Annotated in this window: 19 protein-coding genes; 6 read left to right on the plus strand and 13 right to left on the minus strand. The window is 62.2% G+C overall.

Going from position 1 to position 19587, the window contains the following annotated elements; translation table 11 throughout:
* The first annotated feature begins 299 nt into the window (after nucleotides 1-299).
* From LU688_RS24540 to LU688_RS24550, 3 genes are all read left to right on the plus strand, one after another.
* Nucleotides 300-800, plus strand: a complete 501-nt coding sequence (locus LU688_RS24540; RefSeq protein WP_094012222.1) for a phage infection protein — start codon at nucleotides 300-302, stop codon at nucleotides 798-800.
* Between the two features lie 122 nt (nucleotides 801-922).
* Nucleotides 923-1555, plus strand: coding sequence for a TetR family transcriptional regulator (locus LU688_RS24545; protein ID WP_038706886.1), 633 nt, complete (start codon nucleotides 923-925; stop codon nucleotides 1553-1555).
* A gap of 178 nt (nucleotides 1556-1733) precedes the next feature.
* The gene (locus tag LU688_RS24550) at nucleotides 1734-2822 is read left to right on the plus strand and encodes an AGE family epimerase/isomerase (protein WP_094012221.1); all 1089 of its coding nucleotides are present in this window, start codon (nucleotides 1734-1736) and stop codon (nucleotides 2820-2822) included.
* 52 nt (nucleotides 2823-2874) lie between these two features.
* On the opposite strand, the gene LU688_RS24555 is transcribed toward LU688_RS24550, so the two are convergent.
* The 6 genes from LU688_RS24555 to LU688_RS24580 form a co-directional block, all read right to left on the minus strand.
* Nucleotides 2875-3642 carry an SDR family oxidoreductase gene (locus tag LU688_RS24555; protein ID WP_094012220.1) on the minus strand — a complete coding sequence of 256 codons (768 nt, stop codon included), beginning with the start codon at nucleotides 3640-3642 and terminating at the stop codon, nucleotides 2875-2877.
* A 610-nt stretch (nucleotides 3643-4252) separates the two neighbouring features.
* The gene (locus LU688_RS24560; RefSeq protein ID WP_023629375.1) at nucleotides 4253-4969 is read right to left on the minus strand and encodes an ABC transporter ATP-binding protein; all 717 of its coding nucleotides are present in this window, start codon (nucleotides 4967-4969) and stop codon (nucleotides 4253-4255) included.
* Nucleotides 4966-5841: an ABC transporter ATP-binding protein gene (locus LU688_RS24565; RefSeq protein ID WP_031314650.1), complete on the minus strand. Its 876-nt coding sequence runs from the start codon at nucleotides 5839-5841 to the stop codon at nucleotides 4966-4968. Before LU688_RS24565 ends, LU688_RS24560 begins: the two co-directional genes overlap by 4 nt.
* Nucleotides 5838-7139 carry a high-affinity branched-chain amino acid ABC transporter permease LivM gene (gene livM, locus LU688_RS24570; RefSeq protein WP_023629362.1) on the minus strand — a complete coding sequence of 434 codons (1302 nt, stop codon included), beginning with the start codon at nucleotides 7137-7139 and terminating at the stop codon, nucleotides 5838-5840. Before livM ends, LU688_RS24565 begins: the two co-directional genes overlap by 4 nt.
* Before the next feature lie 3 nt (nucleotides 7140-7142).
* Nucleotides 7143-8057, minus strand: a complete 915-nt coding sequence (locus LU688_RS24575) for an ABC transporter permease subunit (RefSeq protein ID WP_019098910.1) — start codon at nucleotides 8055-8057, stop codon at nucleotides 7143-7145.
* Nucleotides 8058-8213: 156 nt separating this feature from the next.
* Nucleotides 8214-9350 (minus strand): branched-chain amino acid ABC transporter substrate-binding protein, encoded by a 1137-nt coding sequence (locus LU688_RS24580; RefSeq protein WP_094012219.1) that lies wholly within the window; start codon nucleotides 9348-9350, stop codon nucleotides 8214-8216.
* A gap of 440 nt (nucleotides 9351-9790) precedes the next feature.
* On the opposite strand from LU688_RS24580, the gene pncB reads away from it, so the two are divergent.
* Together pncB and nadE are read left to right on the plus strand one after the other, a co-directional pair.
* Complete coding sequence (gene pncB, locus LU688_RS24585; protein ID WP_031314651.1) at nucleotides 9791-10996, plus strand: nicotinate phosphoribosyltransferase; 1206 nt, start codon at nucleotides 9791-9793, stop codon at nucleotides 10994-10996.
* 3 nt (nucleotides 10997-10999) lie between these two features.
* Entirely contained in the window at nucleotides 11000-11827 is an 828-nt protein-coding gene (gene nadE, locus LU688_RS24590) for an NAD(+) synthase (RefSeq protein WP_031314652.1), read from the plus strand.
* 111 nt (nucleotides 11828-11938) lie between these two features.
* Here nadE and azu read toward each other — a convergent pair whose 3' ends face one another.
* A complete protein-coding gene (gene azu, locus LU688_RS24595; protein ID WP_023629364.1) occupies nucleotides 11939-12391 on the minus strand; it encodes an azurin in 453 nt (150 codons plus the stop codon).
* Between the two features lie 347 nt (nucleotides 12392-12738).
* Here azu and LU688_RS24600 point away from each other — a divergent pair, with 347 nt between their 5' ends.
* Nucleotides 12739-13326, plus strand: coding sequence for a cytokinin riboside 5'-monophosphate phosphoribohydrolase (locus LU688_RS24600; protein ID WP_094012218.1), 588 nt, complete (start codon nucleotides 12739-12741; stop codon nucleotides 13324-13326).
* 34 nt (nucleotides 13327-13360) lie between these two features.
* On the opposite strand, the gene LU688_RS24605 is transcribed toward LU688_RS24600, so the two are convergent.
* The 6 genes from LU688_RS24605 to rpsF all read right to left on the minus strand — a co-directional run bounded on the left by LU688_RS24605 (nucleotide 13361) and on the right by rpsF (nucleotide 19439).
* Complete coding sequence (locus LU688_RS24605; RefSeq protein WP_094012217.1) at nucleotides 13361-15658, minus strand: YgiQ family radical SAM protein; 2298 nt, start codon at nucleotides 15656-15658, stop codon at nucleotides 13361-13363.
* 218 nt (nucleotides 15659-15876) lie between these two features.
* A complete protein-coding gene (gene dnaB, locus LU688_RS24610) occupies nucleotides 15877-17274 on the minus strand; it encodes a replicative DNA helicase (protein WP_023629368.1) in 1398 nt (465 codons plus the stop codon).
* Between the two features lie 112 nt (nucleotides 17275-17386).
* Nucleotides 17387-17833, minus strand: coding sequence for a 50S ribosomal protein L9 (gene rplI / locus LU688_RS24615; RefSeq protein ID WP_011535934.1), 447 nt, complete (start codon nucleotides 17831-17833; stop codon nucleotides 17387-17389).
* Between the two features lie 20 nt (nucleotides 17834-17853).
* A complete protein-coding gene (locus tag LU688_RS24620) occupies nucleotides 17854-18720 on the minus strand; it encodes a hypothetical protein (protein WP_023629369.1) in 867 nt (288 codons plus the stop codon).
* Between the two features lie 34 nt (nucleotides 18721-18754).
* A complete protein-coding gene (gene rpsR / locus LU688_RS24625; RefSeq protein WP_003249563.1) occupies nucleotides 18755-18985 on the minus strand; it encodes a 30S ribosomal protein S18 in 231 nt (76 codons plus the stop codon).
* A 28-nt stretch (nucleotides 18986-19013) separates the two neighbouring features.
* Nucleotides 19014-19439: a 30S ribosomal protein S6 gene (gene rpsF, locus LU688_RS24630; protein ID WP_023629370.1), complete on the minus strand. Its 426-nt coding sequence runs from the start codon at nucleotides 19437-19439 to the stop codon at nucleotides 19014-19016.
* Nucleotides 19440-19587 lie beyond the last annotated feature (148 nt).

Consider the following 19587-nt stretch of genomic DNA (forward strand, 5'->3'; position numbering starts at 1 on the left):
CGATGGCACTCATTATGTCGGACTGATGAAAACCCGCCGGGTTTAATCCGCGCAGCATGATAACCAAGATTTTCCTGACGATTTTCTCAGCTTTTGGTCTACGGAGCGTGGCAGTGTTACCGGGGAGTCGACTTGCCTCAATGCTCGGCGCATCGCCGAAAACATTGAGCCAGAGCGCTCCGCGCACAGTATCAATGCCGTCGATTGTTACCATTATCCTGATGAACTTTTCTCTGGAGTTACCGGGCGTAGCATTGGCTCCGTACCCACTTTCCAGCCCCCCAGAGGAGCACCGAATCATGAAGCGCCATCTGCTGCTGAGCCTGACCCTGTCCGTACTTGCTGCCAACGCCTTCGCCCTGCCAGCCGAAGACCAGCACCTGAGCGCCGAGTCGCGCTCCAGCACCATCACCGTCAGCCAACCGCTGAACCCCCTGGCAGAAGGTGGCGCCGAGCGCCTGCAGGAACGTGCAGGCCGCGTGGCCGAAGGCGGTGCCGAACGCCTGCTCGAACGTAACAACCGTGTTGCCGAAGGTGGCTCTGATCGCCTGATCGAACGCAATGACCGTGTCGCCGAGGGTGGTTCGGATCGCCTGATCGAACGCAACGACCGTGTCGCCGAGGGTGGCTCTGATCGCCTGATCGAACGCAATGACCGTGTCGCCGAAGGTGGCTCCGATCGCCTGATCGAACGCAACGACCGTGTCGCCGAAGGTGGCTCCGATCGCCTCAACGAACGCAACAACCGTGTAGCCGAGGGTGGCTCGGATCGCCTGGTCGAACTCAGCCGTGTGAGCTGATCGCCATGGCCGAAAACAACAACCCTCCGTGCGGTAGCTGCTCCCCTCCAAGCCCGGTCCATTGACCGGGCTTCGTTTTTCTATCCAGAATGCCCAGCCGTACCGTCATAGAAGCCTGCCCCATGCTGCCGCGCGCCGAACAGAAGCTACAAACCCGCCAGGCCCTGCTGGATGCCGCCTGCCTGCTCATGGAGAGCGGCCGGGGTTTCGGCAGCATCAGCCTGCGCGAGGTGGCCAAGGCCGCCGGCATCGTGCCCACCGGCTTCTACCGCCACTTCCCTGACATGGATGCCCTGGGCCTGGCCCTGGTCGCCGAGGTGGACACCACCTTCCGCCAGACCATCCGCCTGGTGCGCCATAACGAATTCGAACTGGGTGGTATCACCGATGCCTCGGTGCGCATCTTCCTCGACGTGGTCGCCGCCCACCGCGCGCAGTTCCTGTTCCTGGCCCGCGAGCAGTACGGCGGCTCGCAACCGGTGCGCCAGGCCATCGCCCGCCTGCGCCAGGACATCAGCAGCGACCTGGCCACCGACCTTGCGCGCATGCCGCGCTGGCGGCACCTGGACGGCGCCGCTTTGGCGGTGATGGCCGACCTGGTGGTCAAGACCGTGTTCGCCACCCTGCCCGAGCTGATCGACAGCCCCGAACCGGGCCATGCACAGGCACTGACGGCACAGGAAAAGATCACCCAGCAACTGCGCTTCATTTTTGTCGGCGCTCGGCATTGGCAGGGGCTGGGCAATCCAGCCTGACGCTTTTGCCCAAACAGGATCATGGGAGCGGCGATGCGGCGACCCGACTTGCCCCGCGATAGCGCCATAGCGGGGCAAGTCGGGTCGCCGCATCGCCGCTCCCACGCTGCCCGTTCCCACGAACCGATGGCCACTTCTGCTACCATGGCGCCCTGCCCGACCGTCCACGAGCGCCACCATGTCCGACCCCCGCCCCGCACTGACCCGTTTCCAACAGCACTTCGCCGAGCGCATCGTGCCGCTGTGGCAAGGCCCGGGCTGGAACGCCGACATGGCCCTGCCGTACGAAGCTTTGGACACCCGGCACCGGCCACTGCCAGTGCAACGCTACCGGGCCATGGCCTGCGCCCGCCAGCTGTACCTGTTCAGCAGCCGCATCGAACAACCTGGCGCGGCCGAACGCGCCGCGGCATTGTTCCGTTCGTTGCAGAAGCACTTCCATGACGCCGAACACGGCGGTTGGTTCTACAGCATCGACGCCCAGGGCAGGCCGCTGGACCGGCGCAAGGACCTCTACACCCACGCCTTCATCGTCTTCGCTTGCGCCCATTACCTGGGCAAGGTCGACGAAGGGCTGGTGGAGGCCACGCTCAATGGCGCCCTCGAGGTGATCCACGAGCAGTTCGCCCGCGACGATGGCCTGTACGAGGCCAGCCTGGGTGAGGATTGGTCAGACCTGGGCAGCGGCCCGCTGCAGAACCCGCAGATGCACTTGGCCGAGGCCTTCCTGCAGGTGCTGGCCGTACGTGAGGACGACGACGTTCGCCAATCGCTGCTGCAGCTGTGCGAAGCGCTGCAGGCGCAGTTCGTCGAACCGGCCCATGGCCTGATGCTGGAGAAGCCGCGCGGGGCTGTGGATAACTGGTTCGAGCCGGGCCACCAGTTCGAATGGTTCTACCTGCTCGACACTTCCGGGTTGCTGCGCGGTACTGCGCTGCATGCCTCCATCGAGCGGGCCTTCGACTTCGCCGAACAGTGCGGCGTAAAGGATGCTGCGGTGCTGGCGACGCTGGATGTGGACGGCAAGGTGATCGACGCGACACAGCGTATCTGGGCCCAGGCGGAGTACCTGCGGGCACTGGCCCTGCGGCCGGGAAGCGAGGCGCGGCTGCTTGAGCAACTCACGGCGCTGGAGTCACGCTTCCTGCATGAAGGCGGCTGGCATGAGTGCCGCGATGGCGAGGGGGCGGTGAGCCGCCATGACATGCCGTCGACCACGCCCTATCATTTGGCGACTTGCCTCGAAGGTCTGCAGCGCCTGACCTGACGCTATCGCGGGGCGGTGCGCCGATGCGACTTGCCCCGCGATCATCAGCGAATCAACCTTTAACCGACCGGTCGATCGAGAACCCTGCCCAGTCCTGGCTAACCGGCATCAGCTCAAGGCTATTGATGTTGATATGCGCCGGCTGGTTGAGGATCCAGAAGATGGTCTCGGCGATGTCCTGCGGCTGGATCGGCTCGGCACCGGCGTAGGTAGCGTCGTACTTTGCCTGGTCGCCGCCGAAACGCACCAGCGAGAACTCGCTTTCGCACAGTCCCGGCTCGATGTTGCTGACCCGCACGCCAGTGCCGCGCAGGTCGCAGCGCAGGCTCAGCGAGAACTGGCCGACGAAGGCCTTGGTGCCGCCATACACATTCGCGCCCGGATACGGGTAGTTGCCCGCCACCGAACCGACATTGAGGATCGACGCGCCGCGCCCGTGGGCGATCAGGCGCGGCAGCAACAGGCGGGTGGTGTACATCAGGCCCTTGATGTTGGTGTCGACCATGGTTTCCCAGTCGTCCAGGCTGCAGTTCTGCGCCGCATCCACACCCAATGCCAGGCCGGCATTGTTGACCAGGCCCTGGAGCTTGTCGAAGCTCGGCGGCAAGCTGGCGATGGCGGCCTCCATGGCCTGGCGATCACGCACATCGACCACCAGCCCATGCACCTCGGTCTTGGCCGAGAGTTCTTGGCACAGCGCATCCAGGCGCTCCTTGCGGCGACCGGTGAGCACCAGCTTCCAGCCGGCATCGGCGAAACGGCGGGCGGTGGCTTCACCGAAACCGGAGGTCGCGCCAGTGATGAATACTGTTGATGTCATGCTCTTATCCTTGGGTGTACTCGGCGGGGCTTGCAGCATGCCCGGCGCAAGCGTTGTCGACAACCGTTTCAGCGACTGGTCAAAAAACGTACAGACGCTGAAAAGCCCCGTGATTGCGGGCTTTCGTGAGGCTATGCGCATCTTATCCACAAGGCTTTCCCCACAGATTGGGGGCAACTCGTCGGCTCCAGGGAACCTTTGCCTGCTGTGGACATCTGCCCGTGATGGCGCAACGCTTTCAGCCTGCCGTCTGCGGCGGTCTGTCCAAAGTTTTTTCACAGACTTATCCACAGAATCCGAACAACTGTGGATGAACCGCGCTACTGCTAAAAACCCTCGATAAATCATGCACAAGCAACACCTGATCAAAAAACGAACAGATCCTTGGAAGCGTTGCTACACAAGGGCTTGAGCAAGGTGCCACCATGTTTTCCACAGGCGGTTCCACATAATCCGTGGAAAGTTTTCCAGCTGTGGAAACAATGGCTTGCGTGGGAGTTGTGGAGTGCTTCGAGAAAGATATGCGACAAGTTGTCCACATGTGCTGAAAGGCATAAAACGCATAGCGGGGCAAGTCGGGTTGCCGCACCGACTTGCCCCGCGATTTACTTCAGTGCCCGCCCAGGTAGGCGTTACGCACCTCCTCGTTGACCAACAGCTCCTGTCCCGTCCCGGTCATGCGGATCTGCCCGTTGACCATCACATAGGCCCTGTCCGACAGCTTCAACGCATGGTTGGCATTCTGCTCGACCAGGAAGATGGTCATCCCGGTCTGCGCCAGCTCGCGCAGGGTCGAGAAGATCTGCTTGACCACGATCGGCGCCAGGCCCAGCGACGGCTCATCGAGCAGCAGCAGCTTGGGCCGGCTCATCAGCGCCCGGGCAATCGCCAGCATCTGCTGCTCCCCCCCGGACATGGTCATGGCCCGCTGGTTGCGCCGTTCCTTGAGCCGCGGAAACAGCTCGTACATGCGCTGCATGTCCTGATCTGCATGCTTGTCGCCGATCGGGATGGTGCCCATCATCAGGTTTTCCTCGACGGTCATGTCGGGGAACACGCGACGCCCCTCCGGGGACTGGGCGATGCCATTGGACGCGATGTAGTGCGACGACTTGCGGGTGATGTCGGTACCGCGATAGACGATCTGCCCGGATGCCGCGCGCGGCTGGCCGAAGATCGACATCAACAGCGTGGACTTGCCCGCGCCGTTGGCGCCGATCAGGCTGACCGTCTCGCCTTCGTTGATGTGCATCGAGACCTTCTTCAGGGCCTGGATCGGCCCATAGAACACATCCAGGTCCTTCAGCTCGAGAATGGGCGCGCTCATGTCAGTTCCTCTTCGTCGGCACCCAGGTAGGCGGCAATCACCGTCGGGTTGTGGCGGATATCCTGCGGTGATCCTTCGGCGATCACGTTGCCGTGGTCGAGCACGACGATGTGGTCGGAGATGCTCATGACCATGCCCATGTCGTGCTCGATCAGCACCACGGTGATGTCATGCTCGTCGCGCAGCACACGGATCATGCGGCTCAGCGCTTCGGTTTCCTGGGGGTTGAGGCCGGCAGCCGGTTCGTCCAGGCAGATGATCTTCGGCCGCGTGCACATCGCCCGGGCAATCTCCAGGCGACGCTGCTGGCCGTAGGACAGCTCGCCGGCCAGGCGGTTGGCGCAGTCCACCAGGTCGACCACCTCCAGCCAGTAGAACGCATGGTCGAGGGCATCGCTCTCGGCCTTGCGGTAGCCCGGGGTATTGAGCACCCCGGCCAGGAGGTTGCGGTTGACCCACATGTGCTGGGCCACCAGCAGGTTCTCAACCACCGACATTTCCTTGAACAGGCGGATGTTCTGGAAGGTGCGCGCCAGCCCGGCGCGGTTGACCAGGTGGGTGCCACCGAACATCTTGTAGTACAGGCGGTTGGCAAAGCGTGCCGGCGAAACGAAGTCCGCCGCCCGGAAGCGCTCGCCGAGCAGTTGGATGACGTTGGTATGGCTGCCGCGCACGTTCAGTTCGATCCGCCCGCCGGTGGCCTTGTAGAAGCCCGTGAGGCAGTTGAACACCGTGGTCTTGCCAGCGCCATTGGGGCCGATCAGGGCGAAGATCTGGTTGCGTTTGACCTGCAGGCTGACATCGCTGAGCGCCTTGATCCCACCGAACTGCATCATCAGGTTATCTACAGACAGAATGACTTCGTCGCTCATGGCGCCACTCCTTTACGCGGGACCACGCCGGTACGGCTGATGCGGATCAGCCCCCGCGGTCGCCAGATCATCATCAGCACCATCAGCACGCCGAACAGCAGCACCCGGTACTCGGAGAAGCTGCGCAGCAGCTCCGGCGCCACGGTCAGCACGAACGCCGCGATCACCACGCCCACGGTCGAGCCCATGCCGCCGAGCACGACGATGGCCAGGATCAGCGCGGACTCGAAGAAGGTGAACGACGATGGGTTGACGAAGCCCTGGTAGGTGGCGAAGAACACCCCGGCAAGGCCTGCGGTGGACGCGCCGAGGGTGAACGCGGAAAGCTTGACCAGTACGTGGTTCAGGCCCATCGAGCGGCAGGCGATCTCGTCCTCGCGCAAGGCTTCCCAGGCGCGGCCCACCGGCATGCGGGTCAGCCGGTGCTTGATGTACAGCACCGCCAGCACCACCAGGAACAGCACCGCGTAGATGAACACGAACTTGAGGTTGGCGTTGTATTCGAAGCCGAAGAACTCGTGGATCGGCACCCCGCCGTCCTTGGCCCGCCGGCCGAACTCCAGGCCCAGGAACGTCGGCGACGGCGCCGGCATGCCGTTGGGGCCGCCGGTGAACGACAGCCAGTTGTTCAGCACCAGGCGGATGATCTCGCCGAAGCCGAGGGTGACGATGGCCAGGTAGTCGCCATGCATGCGCAACACCGGGAAGCCGAGGATGCACCCCGCCAGCGCCGCGGCAATGGCCGCCAGTGGCAGCACGCTCCAGAAGCCCAGGCCCAGGTATTGATAGCCCAGCGCCAGGCCGTAGGCACCGATGGCGTAGAACGCCACATAACCCAGGTCGAGCAGGCCGGCCAGGCCGACCACGATGTTCAGGCCCAGCCCCAGCAGCACGTAGATCAGGCCGAGGATGACCACGGTCAGCAGGTACTTGTTGGCGAAGATCGGGAACACGATGGCGATGACGATCAGCGCCGGGATGATGTAGCGCAGGCGCGACTTGTAGTTCGGCGCCAGCACATGCACGCCCGAGCCACCGCTGTCGAAGCCCTGGAGCATGCGTTGGCCGGTCGGCGTCTGCAGGAACAGGCTGAGGATGAAACGCCCGATCATCACGCCGCCGACCAGCCAGGCGACGCGGGCGGGTTCGGCGTTGAACGTGTAGCCATCGAGCACCACGCCGACGACGGGGCCGAAGACGATAAGGGCCAGCAAGCCGGCGACGATGGTCTCCAGCAGGCTGCGTTTAAGGTCGAAACCCTTGGTTTGCGAAGTAGAGGCAGTATTGGCAACGGACATGTTTCACACCTTAGCCACGAGCGGGCGACCCAGCAGGCCTTGGGGACGGAAGATGAGGATCATCACCAGCAGCGAGAAGCTGAACACGTCCTTGTAGTCGGAGTTGATCAGGCCGGAGAACAACGATTCGGAAATCCCCAGGATGATCCCGCCAAGCATGGCTCCCGGCAGCGAGCCGATGCCGCCGAGCACCGCGGCGGTGAAGGCCTTGATGCCGATGATGAAGCCGGCGTAGAAGTCAAAGGTGCCGTAGTTCATGGTGATCAGCACGCCCGCCAGCGCAGCCATCACAGCGCCGATGACGAACACGTAGGAGATCACCCGGTCAGTATTGATGCCCAGGATCGAGGCCATCTTGCGGTCTTGTTGCGTGGCCCGGCACATGCGCCCGAGCTTGGTGTACTTGATCACGTAGGTGAGCAGGCCCATGCCGACGAAAGCGGCCACCAGGATAAAGATCTTGGTGTAGGTGAGCTGCACGAAGCCGGTGCCCACTTCGACGCGCATGGCGCCTTCGAGCAGGGTCGGCACGCCTTGCTGGCGGGCGCCCTGGCTGATCTGCGCGTAGTTCTGCAGGATCAGCGAAATGCCGATGGCGCTGATCAAGGGCGCCAGGCGGGTGGAGTTGCGCAGGGGTTTGTAGGCGATGCGTTCGATGGTGAAGCCATAGACGCCAGTGACGACGATGGTGAACAACAGGGTGCCCAGCATCAGCAGCGGAAACGACTCGATACCGAAGTAGGCCAGCAATGCCAGGCTGATCGCCGCGAGGTACGCGGAGATCATGTACACCTCGCCGTGCGCGAAGTTGATCATGCCGATGATGCCATAGACCATTGTGTAGCCGATGGCGATCAGGCCGTAGACCGACCCGAGGGTCAGGCCGTTGACCAGTTGCTGCAGGAAAATACCATCCATAACGCAATCTCACCTGATTGAGATTGCACGAGCGCCGACCACGCAGGGCCCGGATGCAGCGGCCCTCGCAGCGCAGAACTGTGCACATCTACTGACAAAGACAGGTACCGCGGGGCTATGGCCCGGGGCAGTGCGCGCCCGGGCCGTCAGCCATTGTTATTGTTGTTTTTCCAGCTGGTGGTACTTGCCTTTGGCATCCCACTGGTAGACCACGTAGTCGGAGACGGTCAGGTCGCCCTTCTGGTCCCACTTCTTCTCGCCCATGACGGTCTTGACCGGGTTGGCCTTGAGCCACTTGGCGGCGTCCTCGCCCTTGTTCGACTTGGCGCCGTTGAACGCGGCGGCCAGGGCCTGGACCGAGGCGTAGGCATACAGGGTGTAGCCTTCAGGCTCGGTGCCGTTCTTGCGGAACTCCTCGACCACCGCCTTGCTGTCGGGCAGCAGGCGCGGGTCGGCGCCGAAGGTCATGTACACGCCTTCGACGTACTGCGCGCCACCGGCGGTGGTGACCAGTTCGTCGGTGACGATGCCGTCATCGGACATGAACTTGACGTCTTTCAGCCCCTGCTCGCGCAGCTGGCGCACCAGCGGGCCGGCCTCCGGGTGCAGGCCGCCGAAGTAGACAACGTCGGCACCCGCGGAACGGATCTTGGTGACCACGGCACTGAAATCTTTCTCACCACGGGTCAGGCCTTCGTACAGCACGGGTTTGACGCCACGCTTTTCAAGCTGCGCCTTGGTCGCGTCGGCCAGGCCCTGGCCATAGGTGTCCTTGTCGTGCAGCACCACCACCTTCTTGCCCTTGAGCACATCGACAATGTAGTTGCCGGCGACGATGCCCTGCTGGTCGTCACGGCCGCACATGCGGAACATCGCGGACAGGCCGCGCTCGGTCACCTGCGGGTTGGTGGAGCCGGGAGTGATGGCGATCACACCGGCCTCGTCGTAAACCTCGGAAGCGGGGATGGTATTGGAGGAACAGAAGTGACCGACCACGCCCGCCACCTTGTCCTGGTCGACCAGGCGGTTGGCCACGGCCACGGCCTGTTTCGGTTCACAAGCGTCATCGCCCTTGACCAGGACGATCTGCTCGCCGTTGACGCCGCCAGCCTTGTTGATCACGTCGGCCGCGGCCTGCGCACCTTTCATGTACTGCTCGCCAAACGCTGCGTTGGCTCCGGTCATCGGGCCCGCGACGCCGATCTTGATGTCGGCCTGAACATACGAAGAAACACCCAGTGCGGTGGCTACAGCCAGTGCCAGGAAACCTTTCTTGTAAAACGTCTGCGACATGAGGTGGTGCTCCTAGAATATTTTTTTGGTTGGCACTACAACTTCTCAGCCCTGTGCTCCGAGCAAGGGCCGTGCCAGTGGTTTTGTCTTCCGGGAAAACACACGACAAGGGGTGGACAGAGGCGACCGGCGGCCTTTTCTTTACTGAGCGTGCAACCGTCTGCCGCACGACAAGTGACACCAACACGCCTAGACAAGGAGCAACCAGCGCCTGCCATCATTGCAACCCTCGCAAGTGTTAACGTGCAACCGCGCTGTAACAGCGGACGTCACCGAACTGCACACCACTGGTGCGCGACTGCTACAGGGAGCACTGTTTGAAGGCTAGCTGGCACACGGAAAATTACCTGCAGAGGCCAATATCGTGGGCGGCGTGGGAGCGGGCTTGCCCCGCGATCTGGCACAATGGTCGCTATTGCCCGCCTTGGAGCTTCCCCCTGATGAGCGAGAGCGCATTCGCCGAGCGCATCGTGCACAACCTGCTCGACACCGACTTCTACAAGCTCACGATGATGCAGGGCGTCCTGCACAACTACCCGGACGCCGATGTCGAATGGGAGTTTCGCTGCCGCAACGGCGAGGACCTGCGCCCCTACTTGGGCGAGATCCGCAACCAGCTCGAGCTGCTCAGCGAGCTGACCCTGGATGACGGCCAACTGGCCTTCCTCGAGCGCATCAGCTTCCTCAAGCCGGACTTCCTGCGTTTCCTGCGCCTGTTCCGCTTCAACCTGCGCTATGTGCGCATCGGCATCGAGAACGACCAACTGTTTCTCCGCCTGAAAGGCCCATGGCTGCATGTGATCCTGTTCGAAGTGCCGCTGCTGGCCATCATCAGCGAAGTGCGCAACCGCCACCTGCATCCGCGCATGCGCCTGGCCGAAGCCCGCGACCAGCTATATCGCAAGTTCGACTGGCTGCGCGCCCACGCCAGCGACGACGAACTGGCCGAACTGCAGGTAGCCGACTTCGGCACCCGCCGGCGCTTCTCCAGCCGCGTGCAGGAAGACGTGGTACGGGTGCTGCGCGATGAGTTCCCGGGCCGCTTCGTCGGCACCAGCAACGTCGACCTGGCATGGAAACTGGATATCAAGCCCCTGGGCACCATGGCCCATGAATGGATCATGGCCCACCAGCAGCTCGGCCCACGACTGATCGACAGCCAGATCGCCGCCCTGGACTGCTGGGTGCGCGAATACCGCGGACTGCTCGGCATCGCCTTGACCGATTGCATCACCATGGATGCCTTCCTGAAGGATTTCGACCTGTACTTCGCCAAGCTGTTCGATGGCCTGCGCCATGACTCGGGCGAGCCGGTGGCCTGGGCGGAAAAGGCCATCGCCCATTACCAGAAGCTAGGTATCGACCCGATGACCAAGACCCTGGTGTTCTCCGATGGCCTGAACCTGACCCGCTCGCTGGAGATCTTCCGGGCCCTGCGTGGGCGCATCAATGTCAGCTTCGGCATCGGCACCAACCTGACCTGTGACATTCCCGGCGTGGCGCCCATGAGCATCGTGCTTAAAATGACCGACTGCAACGGCTCGCCGGTGGCAAAGATCTCCGACGAAGCCGCCAAGACCCAGTGCCGCGACGAAAACTTCGTTGCCTACATGCGCCATGTATTCAAAGTCCCCAGCAAGGAGTAACCCATGCAAGCCGTTCAGCAAGAGATTGCCCAGGCGCTCAAGGTGCAGCCGCCGTTCGCCGATGCCGCCGCCCTCGAGCAGGAAGTGGCCCGACGCGTGGCGTTCATCAAGGACTGCCTGGCCAATGCCCGGCTCAAGACCCTGGTACTGGGCATCAGTGGCGGTGTCGACTCGCTGACCGCCGCCCTCCTCGCCCAGCGCGCCATCAACGAACTGCGCGCCGAGACCGGCGACAAGGCCTATACCTTCATCGCCGTACGCCTGCCATACCACGTGCAGCACGACGAGCACGACGCCCAGGCCTGCCTGGAGGTGATCAAGGCCGACGAGGTGCACACCATCGACATCGCCCCAGCCGTAAAGGCCTTGGCGGCAGAGGTCGAGGAACTGAAAAACGGCTCGCCGACCCTGGTCGACTTCGTCGTCGGCAACGTCAAGGCGCGCACGCGCATGGTCGCCCAATACACCGTCGCCGGCGCCCGTGCCGGCCTGGTGATCGGCACGGACCATGCAGCCGAAGCGGTAATGGGCTTCTTCACCAAGTTTGGTGATGGTGCCTGCGACCTGGCACCGCTGAGCGGGCTGGTGAAAAACCAGGTGCGGGCCATTGCGCGCAGCTTTGGCGCGCCGGAATCGCTGGTGGAGAAAGTACCGACCGCAGACCTGGAAGACCTTGAACCGGGCAAGCCGGACGAAGCGTCCCACGGCGTGACCTACCAGCAGATCGACGCCTTCCTGCACGGTGAGCCGGTGAGCCAGGAGGCGTTCGACATCATCGTCGCTACCTACCGCAAGACCCAGCACAAGCGCGAGCTGCCGTTCGCCCCTTGATCAGGCTTAGAAACAACTGTGGGAGCGGCCTTGCCCTGCGATGACGTGGTGGATTCACCATCGCCATCGCGGTGCAAGGCCGCTCCCACAGGGTATTGCGTCAGGTTTTGATTACTTGACGACGACCTTGCCCTTCATCATCGAGATGTGGCCCGGGAAGGTGCAGAAGAAGCTGTAGTCGCCGCCAGCTTCCAGTTTGGTGGCATCGAACTTCACTTCGGTTTCTTTCTCAGGAGCGCCGATCATCTTGGTGTGGGCGATGATCGCGGCGTTGTCGGCCTTGATGTAGTCCTTGTCCAGGCCTTGCGACATGCCTTCGGTGGCGATGCCTTGCATGTCGGCGGTCTTGCTGATCACCAGGTTATGCCCCATGACGTTCTTCGGCAGGCTGCCGGAGTGGGTCAGTTTTACGGTGAACTCCTTGCAGCTCTTGTCGACGGTGATTTCCTTGGTATTGAAGGACATCTGGTCAGTCGAGTCGACAGTCACCGAGCACTTGTCAGCAGCGAAGACGGAGGCGCTGGCGAGGGTCAGCAGGGATACCGCTACAGCTTTCGCAAACATCATGAATCTCCTTGGCAGGGTTTTATCAATTGCGAGACTGCCTGAAAACAGGACGCCCGTACCTGATATGGGTCAAGGGGTGTCAAGTCGCCAGCCAGTAGATTTGTTCAATGGATTGTATACAACCAATCAAAGTGCACATCATGCCTTCTTAATGGACGATGAGACAACCTCTCAATCAGGAGCAAATGTCATGACATTGAGCAACATGATGCGCAGCCTGCTGGCAGCCTACGCCTGCGGTACCGCCGGTTCAGCGGTCTGCGAGTTCGCCCGTCCCGAATGATCCCCTTGGAACCGACAGGCATGCGCCTTACCCTGTGCGCGCATGTAAAGGGAGATAAGCAATGCCTGTACGTTCCGTTTGTGTCTTCTGTGGCGCCAGCATCGGTGCCAACCCTGCCTACCGTGAAGCCGCCGTCGCCCTCGGCCAGGCCATCGCCCGCCGTGGCCTGACGCTGGTCTATGGCGGCGGCGCGGTCGGCCTGATGGGCACCGTTGCCGATGCCGCCATGGCTGCGGGAGGTGAAGTCGTCGGCATCATCCCGCAAAGCCTGATGAACGCCGAAATCGGCCACAAGGGCCTGACCCGCCTTGAAGTGGTGGACGGCATGCATGCGCGCAAGGCGCGCATGGCCGAACTCAGCGACGCCTTCATTGCCCTGCCAGGTGGCCTGGGCACGCTGGAGGAACTGTTCGAGGTATGGACCTGGGGGCAGCTGGGGTATCACGCCAAGCCGCTGGGGCTGCTGGATGTGAATGGTTTCTACGCGAAGCTGGGCGGGTTCCTCGACCATATTGTCGAGGAAGGCTTCGTGCGGCCGCAGCACCGGGCAATGCTGTTGCTCGGGGAGCAGCCGGATGAGTTGCTGGACGGGATGGACAGCTTCGTTGCACCCGTGGTGCCGAAGTGGGTCGACAAACAGCCTGATTGACCAGGAAGGGGCTGCTTTGCAGCCCCTTTGATGATCAGCGCGGAATCACCGGCTGGCGCGGCTTCTTGCCCTTGCCACCCTTGGCCGCTTCCTTGCGTTCCTTGGCCGCCTGCTGGTTGCGGGCGAACGCCTCGGCCTTGGCCTTCTCGCGCTTGTCCCACGGCTTGCTGCCATCGCTGGCGCGCGGCGGCAGGCCGGTGTGCTGGGTGAGGATCTTCTGGTCCTTGCCCACCTTGTGGCTCCCGGCCGGGGTCGAGTTCTTGCGCCGCGCACTCTGGTAAGTGTCGGTCGCCGGCTGGTGCAGCGGGATCAGCTGGTGCTTGCCCGGTCCGATCAGGTCGGCGCGGCCCATGCGCTGCAGCGCTTCGCGCAGCATCGGCCAGCCCTTCGGATCGTGATAGCGCAGGAACGCCTTGTGCAAGCGGCGCTGCTCCTCGCTCTTGACGATCTCCACCCCTTCGCTCTTGTAGGTGACCTTGCGCAGCGGGTTCTTGCCCGAGTGGTACATGGCCGTGGCCGAAGCCATCGGCGACGGATAGAACGCCTGCACCTGGTCGGCACGGAAGCCGTTGCCCTTGAGCCACAGGGCCAGGTTCATCATGTCTTCGTCGGTGGTGCCCGGGTGGGCAGCGATGAAGTACGGGATCAGGTACTGCTCCTTGCCCGCCTCTTTCGAGAACTTCTCGAACATGCGCTTGAAGCGGTCGTAGGTGCCGATGCCCGGCTTCATCATCTTGTCCAGCGGACCACGCTCGGTGTGCTCCGGGGCAATCTTCAGGTAACCGCCGACGTGGTGGGTAACCAGCTCACGCACGTACTCCGGCGACTCCACCGCCAGGTCGTAGCGCAGGCCCGAGGCGATCAGGATCTTCTTCACCCCCGGCAGGGCACGAGCCTTGCGGTACAGCTCGATCAGCGAGCTGTGGTCGGTGTTGAGGTTCTCGCAGATGCCCGGGAACACGCACGACGGCTTGCGGCAGTGCTTCTCGATTTCATGGCTCTTGCAGGCGATGCGGTACATGTTGGCGGTCGGGCCGCCGAGGTCGGAGACCACGCCGGTGAAGCCCGGCACCTTGTCGCGCATCTCCTCGATCTCGTGCAGGATCGACTCGTGGGAGCGGTTCTGGATGATCCGGCCTTCGTGCTCGGTGATCGAGCAGAAGGTGCAGCCACCGAAGCAGCCACGCATGATGTTAACCGAGAAGCGAATCATCTCGTACGCCGGGATGCGCTCCTTGCCATACGCCGGGTGCGGGATGCGCGCATAGGGCATGCCGAACACGTAGTCCATTTCCTCGGTGGTCATGGGAATGGGTGGCGGGTTGAACCACACATCCACGTCGCCATGCTTCTGCACCAGGGCGCGGGCGTTGCCCGGGTTGGTCTCCATGTGCAGCACGCGGTTGGCATGGGCGTAGAGCACCGGGTCGTTGCGCACCTTCTCGAACGACGGCAGGCGGATCACCGACTTCTCGCGGGTGACGCTCGGGCTATCGAGGATCTGCACCACCTTGGCTTCGTTCGGGTCTTCCTGGTCGCCCTTGGCCTGCTCGATGGCACAGGCCTGGGTGTCCTGGGTGTTCACGTACGGGTTGATGATCTTGTCGACGCGGCCCGGGCGGTCGATACGGGTGGAGTCGATCTCGAACCAGCCCTGCGGGGTGTCGCGACGAATGAACGCGGTGCCGCGCACATCGGTGATGTGCTCGATGCTTTCACCCTGGGACAGGCGCTGGGCAACCTCGACGATCGCTCGTTCGGCGTTGCCGTACAGCAGGATGTCGGCGCTGGCGTCGACCAGGATCGAATGGCGGACCTTATCCTGCCAGTAGTCGTAGTGGGCGATGCGGCGCAGCGAAGCCTCGATGCCACCAAGCACGATCGGCACATGCTTGTAGGCTTCCTTGCAGCGCTGGCTGTACACCAGGCTGGCGCGGTCCGGGCGCTTGCCGGCAAGGCCGCCAGGCGTATAGGCGTCGTCGGAACGAATTTTCTTGTCCGCGGTGTAGCGGTTGATCATCGAGTCCATGTTGCCCGCCGCGACCCCGAAGAACAGGTTCGGCTCGCCGAGCTTCATGAAGTCGTCTTTCGACTGCCAATTCGGCTGGGCGATGATGCCCACCCGGAAGCCCTGGGCCTCGAGCAGTCGACCGATGATGGCCATGCCGAACGACGCGTGGTCGACGTAGGCGTCACCGGTCACGATGATGATGTCGCAGGAATCCCAGCCGAGCTGATCCATCTCCTCCCTGCTCATCGGCAGGAACGGCGCTGGCCCGAAGCATTCGGCCCAGTACTTGGGATAGTCGTAGAGTGGTTTGGCTGCTTGCATGTCAGTGACCGGTTTTAAAGTGCAGGGAAATCGCGGGCGCGAAATATAGCACAAATTTTGACCAAATCCGACGGTGGTGGTCGGATTCAAGCGTGCCAACAAATATCACTGTGGGAGCGAGCTTGCCTCGCGTTGACATCGGGGAATTCACCATCGCCATCGCGGGTAAGCCCGCTCCCACGATCCGCTCCCACAGGGGCCAGCCCAGCCCGATGGTTTTATTCGTCGTCGTCGAAGTTATACATGCCCGGCGCGAGATTCTCGAAACGGGTGTACTTGCCGATGAACGCCAGGCGCACGAAGCCGATGGGGCCGTTACGCTGCTTGCCGATGATGATCTCGGCCACGCCCTTGTGTTCGGTTTCCGGGTGATACACCTCGTCGCGGTAAACGAACATGATCACGTCGGCGTCCTGCTCGATCGCACCCGATTCACGCAAGTCGGAGTTGACCGGGCGCTTGTTGGGACGCTGCTCGAGGGAGCGGTTGAGCTGTGACAGGGCGATTACCGGGCAGTTGAATTCCTTGGCCAGCGCCTTGAGCGAGCGGGAGATCTCGGAAATCTCGTTGGTTCGGTTGTCACCGGCCGAACCCGGGATCTGCATCAGCTGCAGGTAATCGACCATGATCATGGCAATCTCGCCATGCTCTCGCGCCAAGCGGCGGGTACGCGCACGCATTTCCGAGGGGCTGATGCCGGCAGTGTCATCGATGAACAGTTTGCGGTCGTTCAACAGGTTCACCGCCGAAGTCAGCCGCGGCCAGTCGTCGTCGTCCAGTTGGCCGGAACGCACCTTGGTCTGGTCAATGCGCCCGAGCGACGACAGCATACGCATGATCAGCGATTCACCGGGCATCTCCAGGGAGAACACCAGCACCACCTTATCGCTGCGCAACACGGCGTTTTCCACCAGGTTCATGGCGAAGGTGGTCTTGCCCATCGACGGCCGGCCCGCGACGATGATCAGGTCTGCCGCCTGCAAGCCGCTGGTTTTTTCATCCAGGTCGGTGAAGCCAGTGGACACGCCCGTGATATCGCTGTCGGAGTTGAACAGTGTGTCGATGCGATCGATGGCCATGGTCAACAGTTCGTTGACCCCCACCGGCCCACCGGTCTTCGGCCGCGCCTCGGCGATCTGGAAGATCTGCCGTTCGGCGTCATCGAGGATCTCTTCGGCGTTACGGCCCTGGGGGTTGAAGGCGTTGTCGGCGATGTCGGTGCTGATGCTGATCAGCTGTCGCAGCGTGGCCCGCTCACGGATGATCGCGGCGTAGGCCTTGATGTTGGCCACCGACGGGGTGTTCTTGGCCAGCTCGGCCAGATACGCCAAGCCGCCCACCTGGGTGGACACACCTTCCTTGTCCAACTGTTCGTGCAAGGTGACCACGTCGAACGGCTGGTTCGCGTCCACCAGCTTGTGGATGGCGCGGAAGATCAGGCGATGGTCATGCCGGTAGAAATCGCCGTCCGACACCTGGTCCAGCACTCGCTCCCAGGCGTTGTTGTCCAGCATCAGGCCACCGAGCACGGCCTGTTCGGCCTCGATGGAATGCGGCGGCACCTTCAGGGCAGCGGTTTGCAGGTCGAGTTGTTCGGGGGTGGTGATCTCGTTCATGGCCACGAAAAATTCTGCAAGATGAAAAAGACAAAGGGCACGGCCTGCGCAAAACAGGACCGTGCCCGATGTTAACCGCCTGACCCACGAGGGGCCAGTCGATTAAGGCAGCTTAGGCAGCTACGACAACCACACGTACGGTAGCTTCAACGTCGCTGTGCAGGTGCACGGCTACGTCGTATTCGCCAACCTGACGGATAGTGCCGTTCGGCAGGCGAACTTCAGCCTTGGCCACTTCAACGCCGGAGGCGGTCAGGGCGTCAGCGATGTCGTGGGTGCCGATCGAACCGAACAGCTTGCCTTCGTCGCCAGCGGTGGCAGTGATGGTCACTTCCAGCTCGGCCAGTTGGGCAGCGCGGCTTTCAGCCGAAGCTTTCTTGTCTGCTGCGGCTTTTTCCAGCTCGGCGCGGCGCTCTTCGAACGCAGCCAGGTTGGCGGCGTTGGCAACGGTGGCCTTGCCGAATGGCAGCAGGAAGTTACGGCCGTAACCAGCCTTAACGTTTACTTTGTCGCCCAGGTTGCCCAGGTTGGCGACTTTTTCCAGCAGGATCAGTTCCATTTGGTAAAACCTCTTAACTTTTAACCTTCACCGTTCGCGGAGTCGTCACCCTGTGAAGGGGACTTGCGACCGCGAAAATCAATCAGGCTGTCGACAATGGCCAGAACCACGAGCAACGGATACATCAGCTGCATGAGCAGCGGCAGCGTCACGTACATCCCCACCAGCCAGAAACCAGCTAGTCGCCCTTGTGCCACCAACCCATGAATGAGGGCGATGCCAGCGAGCAGCAGCACCAGACTGGACGCACTGGCCAGGACGATGAACTGCGACCCGATGAACGGGCCCAACACCATCAATGACACCAGCACCAGCATCGGTACCAGCGGCAGCCTCAGCTCGCGAAACTCGCGCCCGAAACCACCGGGGTTGTACAACGCAGCCTGCCAATACCGCGCCAGCATCAAAGCCAGCAGGCTGAACAGCTGCAGCATTACCGCACTGGAAGCGACCAGCAAAGGGCCGATCAGCTCACCAGGTAGTACCGGTTGGCCCTCGAACTGCGGCAGGGCTTTTTCAAGCGCCTTGGCCAGCACCTCGAAGGTCTCGCGCATCACCGCATCCAGGATCAGGCTGTATAGCAAGCCTAACGCGACACTGGACAGCAGTACCCGAGTCCACGAATGCCCAGCGCGCAACAAGGCGGCCAGACCCAGCGTTCCCAGCAGCACCAGCAAGGTGCTCGGTTCGCCGAAGAACCCCATGATCAACGCTGGCAGAAGGCCCCAGGCGATGACCGATGAAGCGTCCTTGAACCCGCGCCGCAGGAGAACCAGGCTCCCAGCGGCGGCACTCAACCAGAACAGCAGCGGCAGTACCGCGCTGATGACCACCACGAGGGTGGCCTGCACACGACCGCGCATGATGAAACTTGCCAACGCTCGCATGCCTATCCCTTGCTACTTAGTCGACGACCCGGTCTCAGCGGCCGTGGCTGTCGGTGTAGGGCAGCAGGGCCAGGAAGCGGGCGCGCTTGATAGCGGTGGCCAGCTGACGCTGATAACGAGCTTTGGTACCGGTGATGCGGCTTGGAACGATCTTGCCGGTTTCGGATACGTAAGCTTTCAGGGTGTTGAGATCTTTGAAGTCGATCTCTTTCACGTCTTCAGCAGTGAAGCGGCAGAATTTACGACGACGGAAGAAACGTGCCATGTAATAGGCTCCTCAAAAGGTCCGTGGATTACTCGTCAGCGTTATCGCTGTTGTCGCTGTCATTGCTGTCGTCGCCTTCGGCGCCATCAGCATGCTCAGGACGTTCGCGACGCTCACGGCGCTCGCTGCGGTTCTCTTCTGCCTTGAGCATCTCGGACGGGCCGGTGACGGCTTCGTCGCGACGGATGACCAGGTTACGGATCACGGCATCGTTGTAGCGGAAGTTGTCTTCCAGCTCGGCCAGGGCCTTGCCGGAGCACTCAACGTTCAGCATCACGTAGTGAGCCTTGTGAACATTGTTGATTGCGTAGGCCAGTTGACGACGGCCCCAGTCTTCCAGGCGGTGGATCTTGCCACCATCTTCTTCGATCAGCTTGGTGTAACGCTCAACCATGCCGCCGACTTGCTCGCTCTGGTCCGGGTGAACCAGGAAGATGATTTCGTAATGACGCATGAATGCTCCTTACGGGTTAGTAGTCTGCCAGCAACCTGGTCAGACAAGGAGTGAATGACACTGTATGTCTTGCCCTAGAGAGAAGGCACATGCGCGCCTGCCAGCTCGGCAAGGGGCGCAATTGTAGAGAAGCCGGGAAGGACAAGCA

The organism is Pseudomonas soli (assembly GCF_021283165.2).
Taxonomy (GTDB): domain Bacteria; phylum Pseudomonadota; class Gammaproteobacteria; order Pseudomonadales; family Pseudomonadaceae; genus Aquipseudomonas; species Aquipseudomonas soli.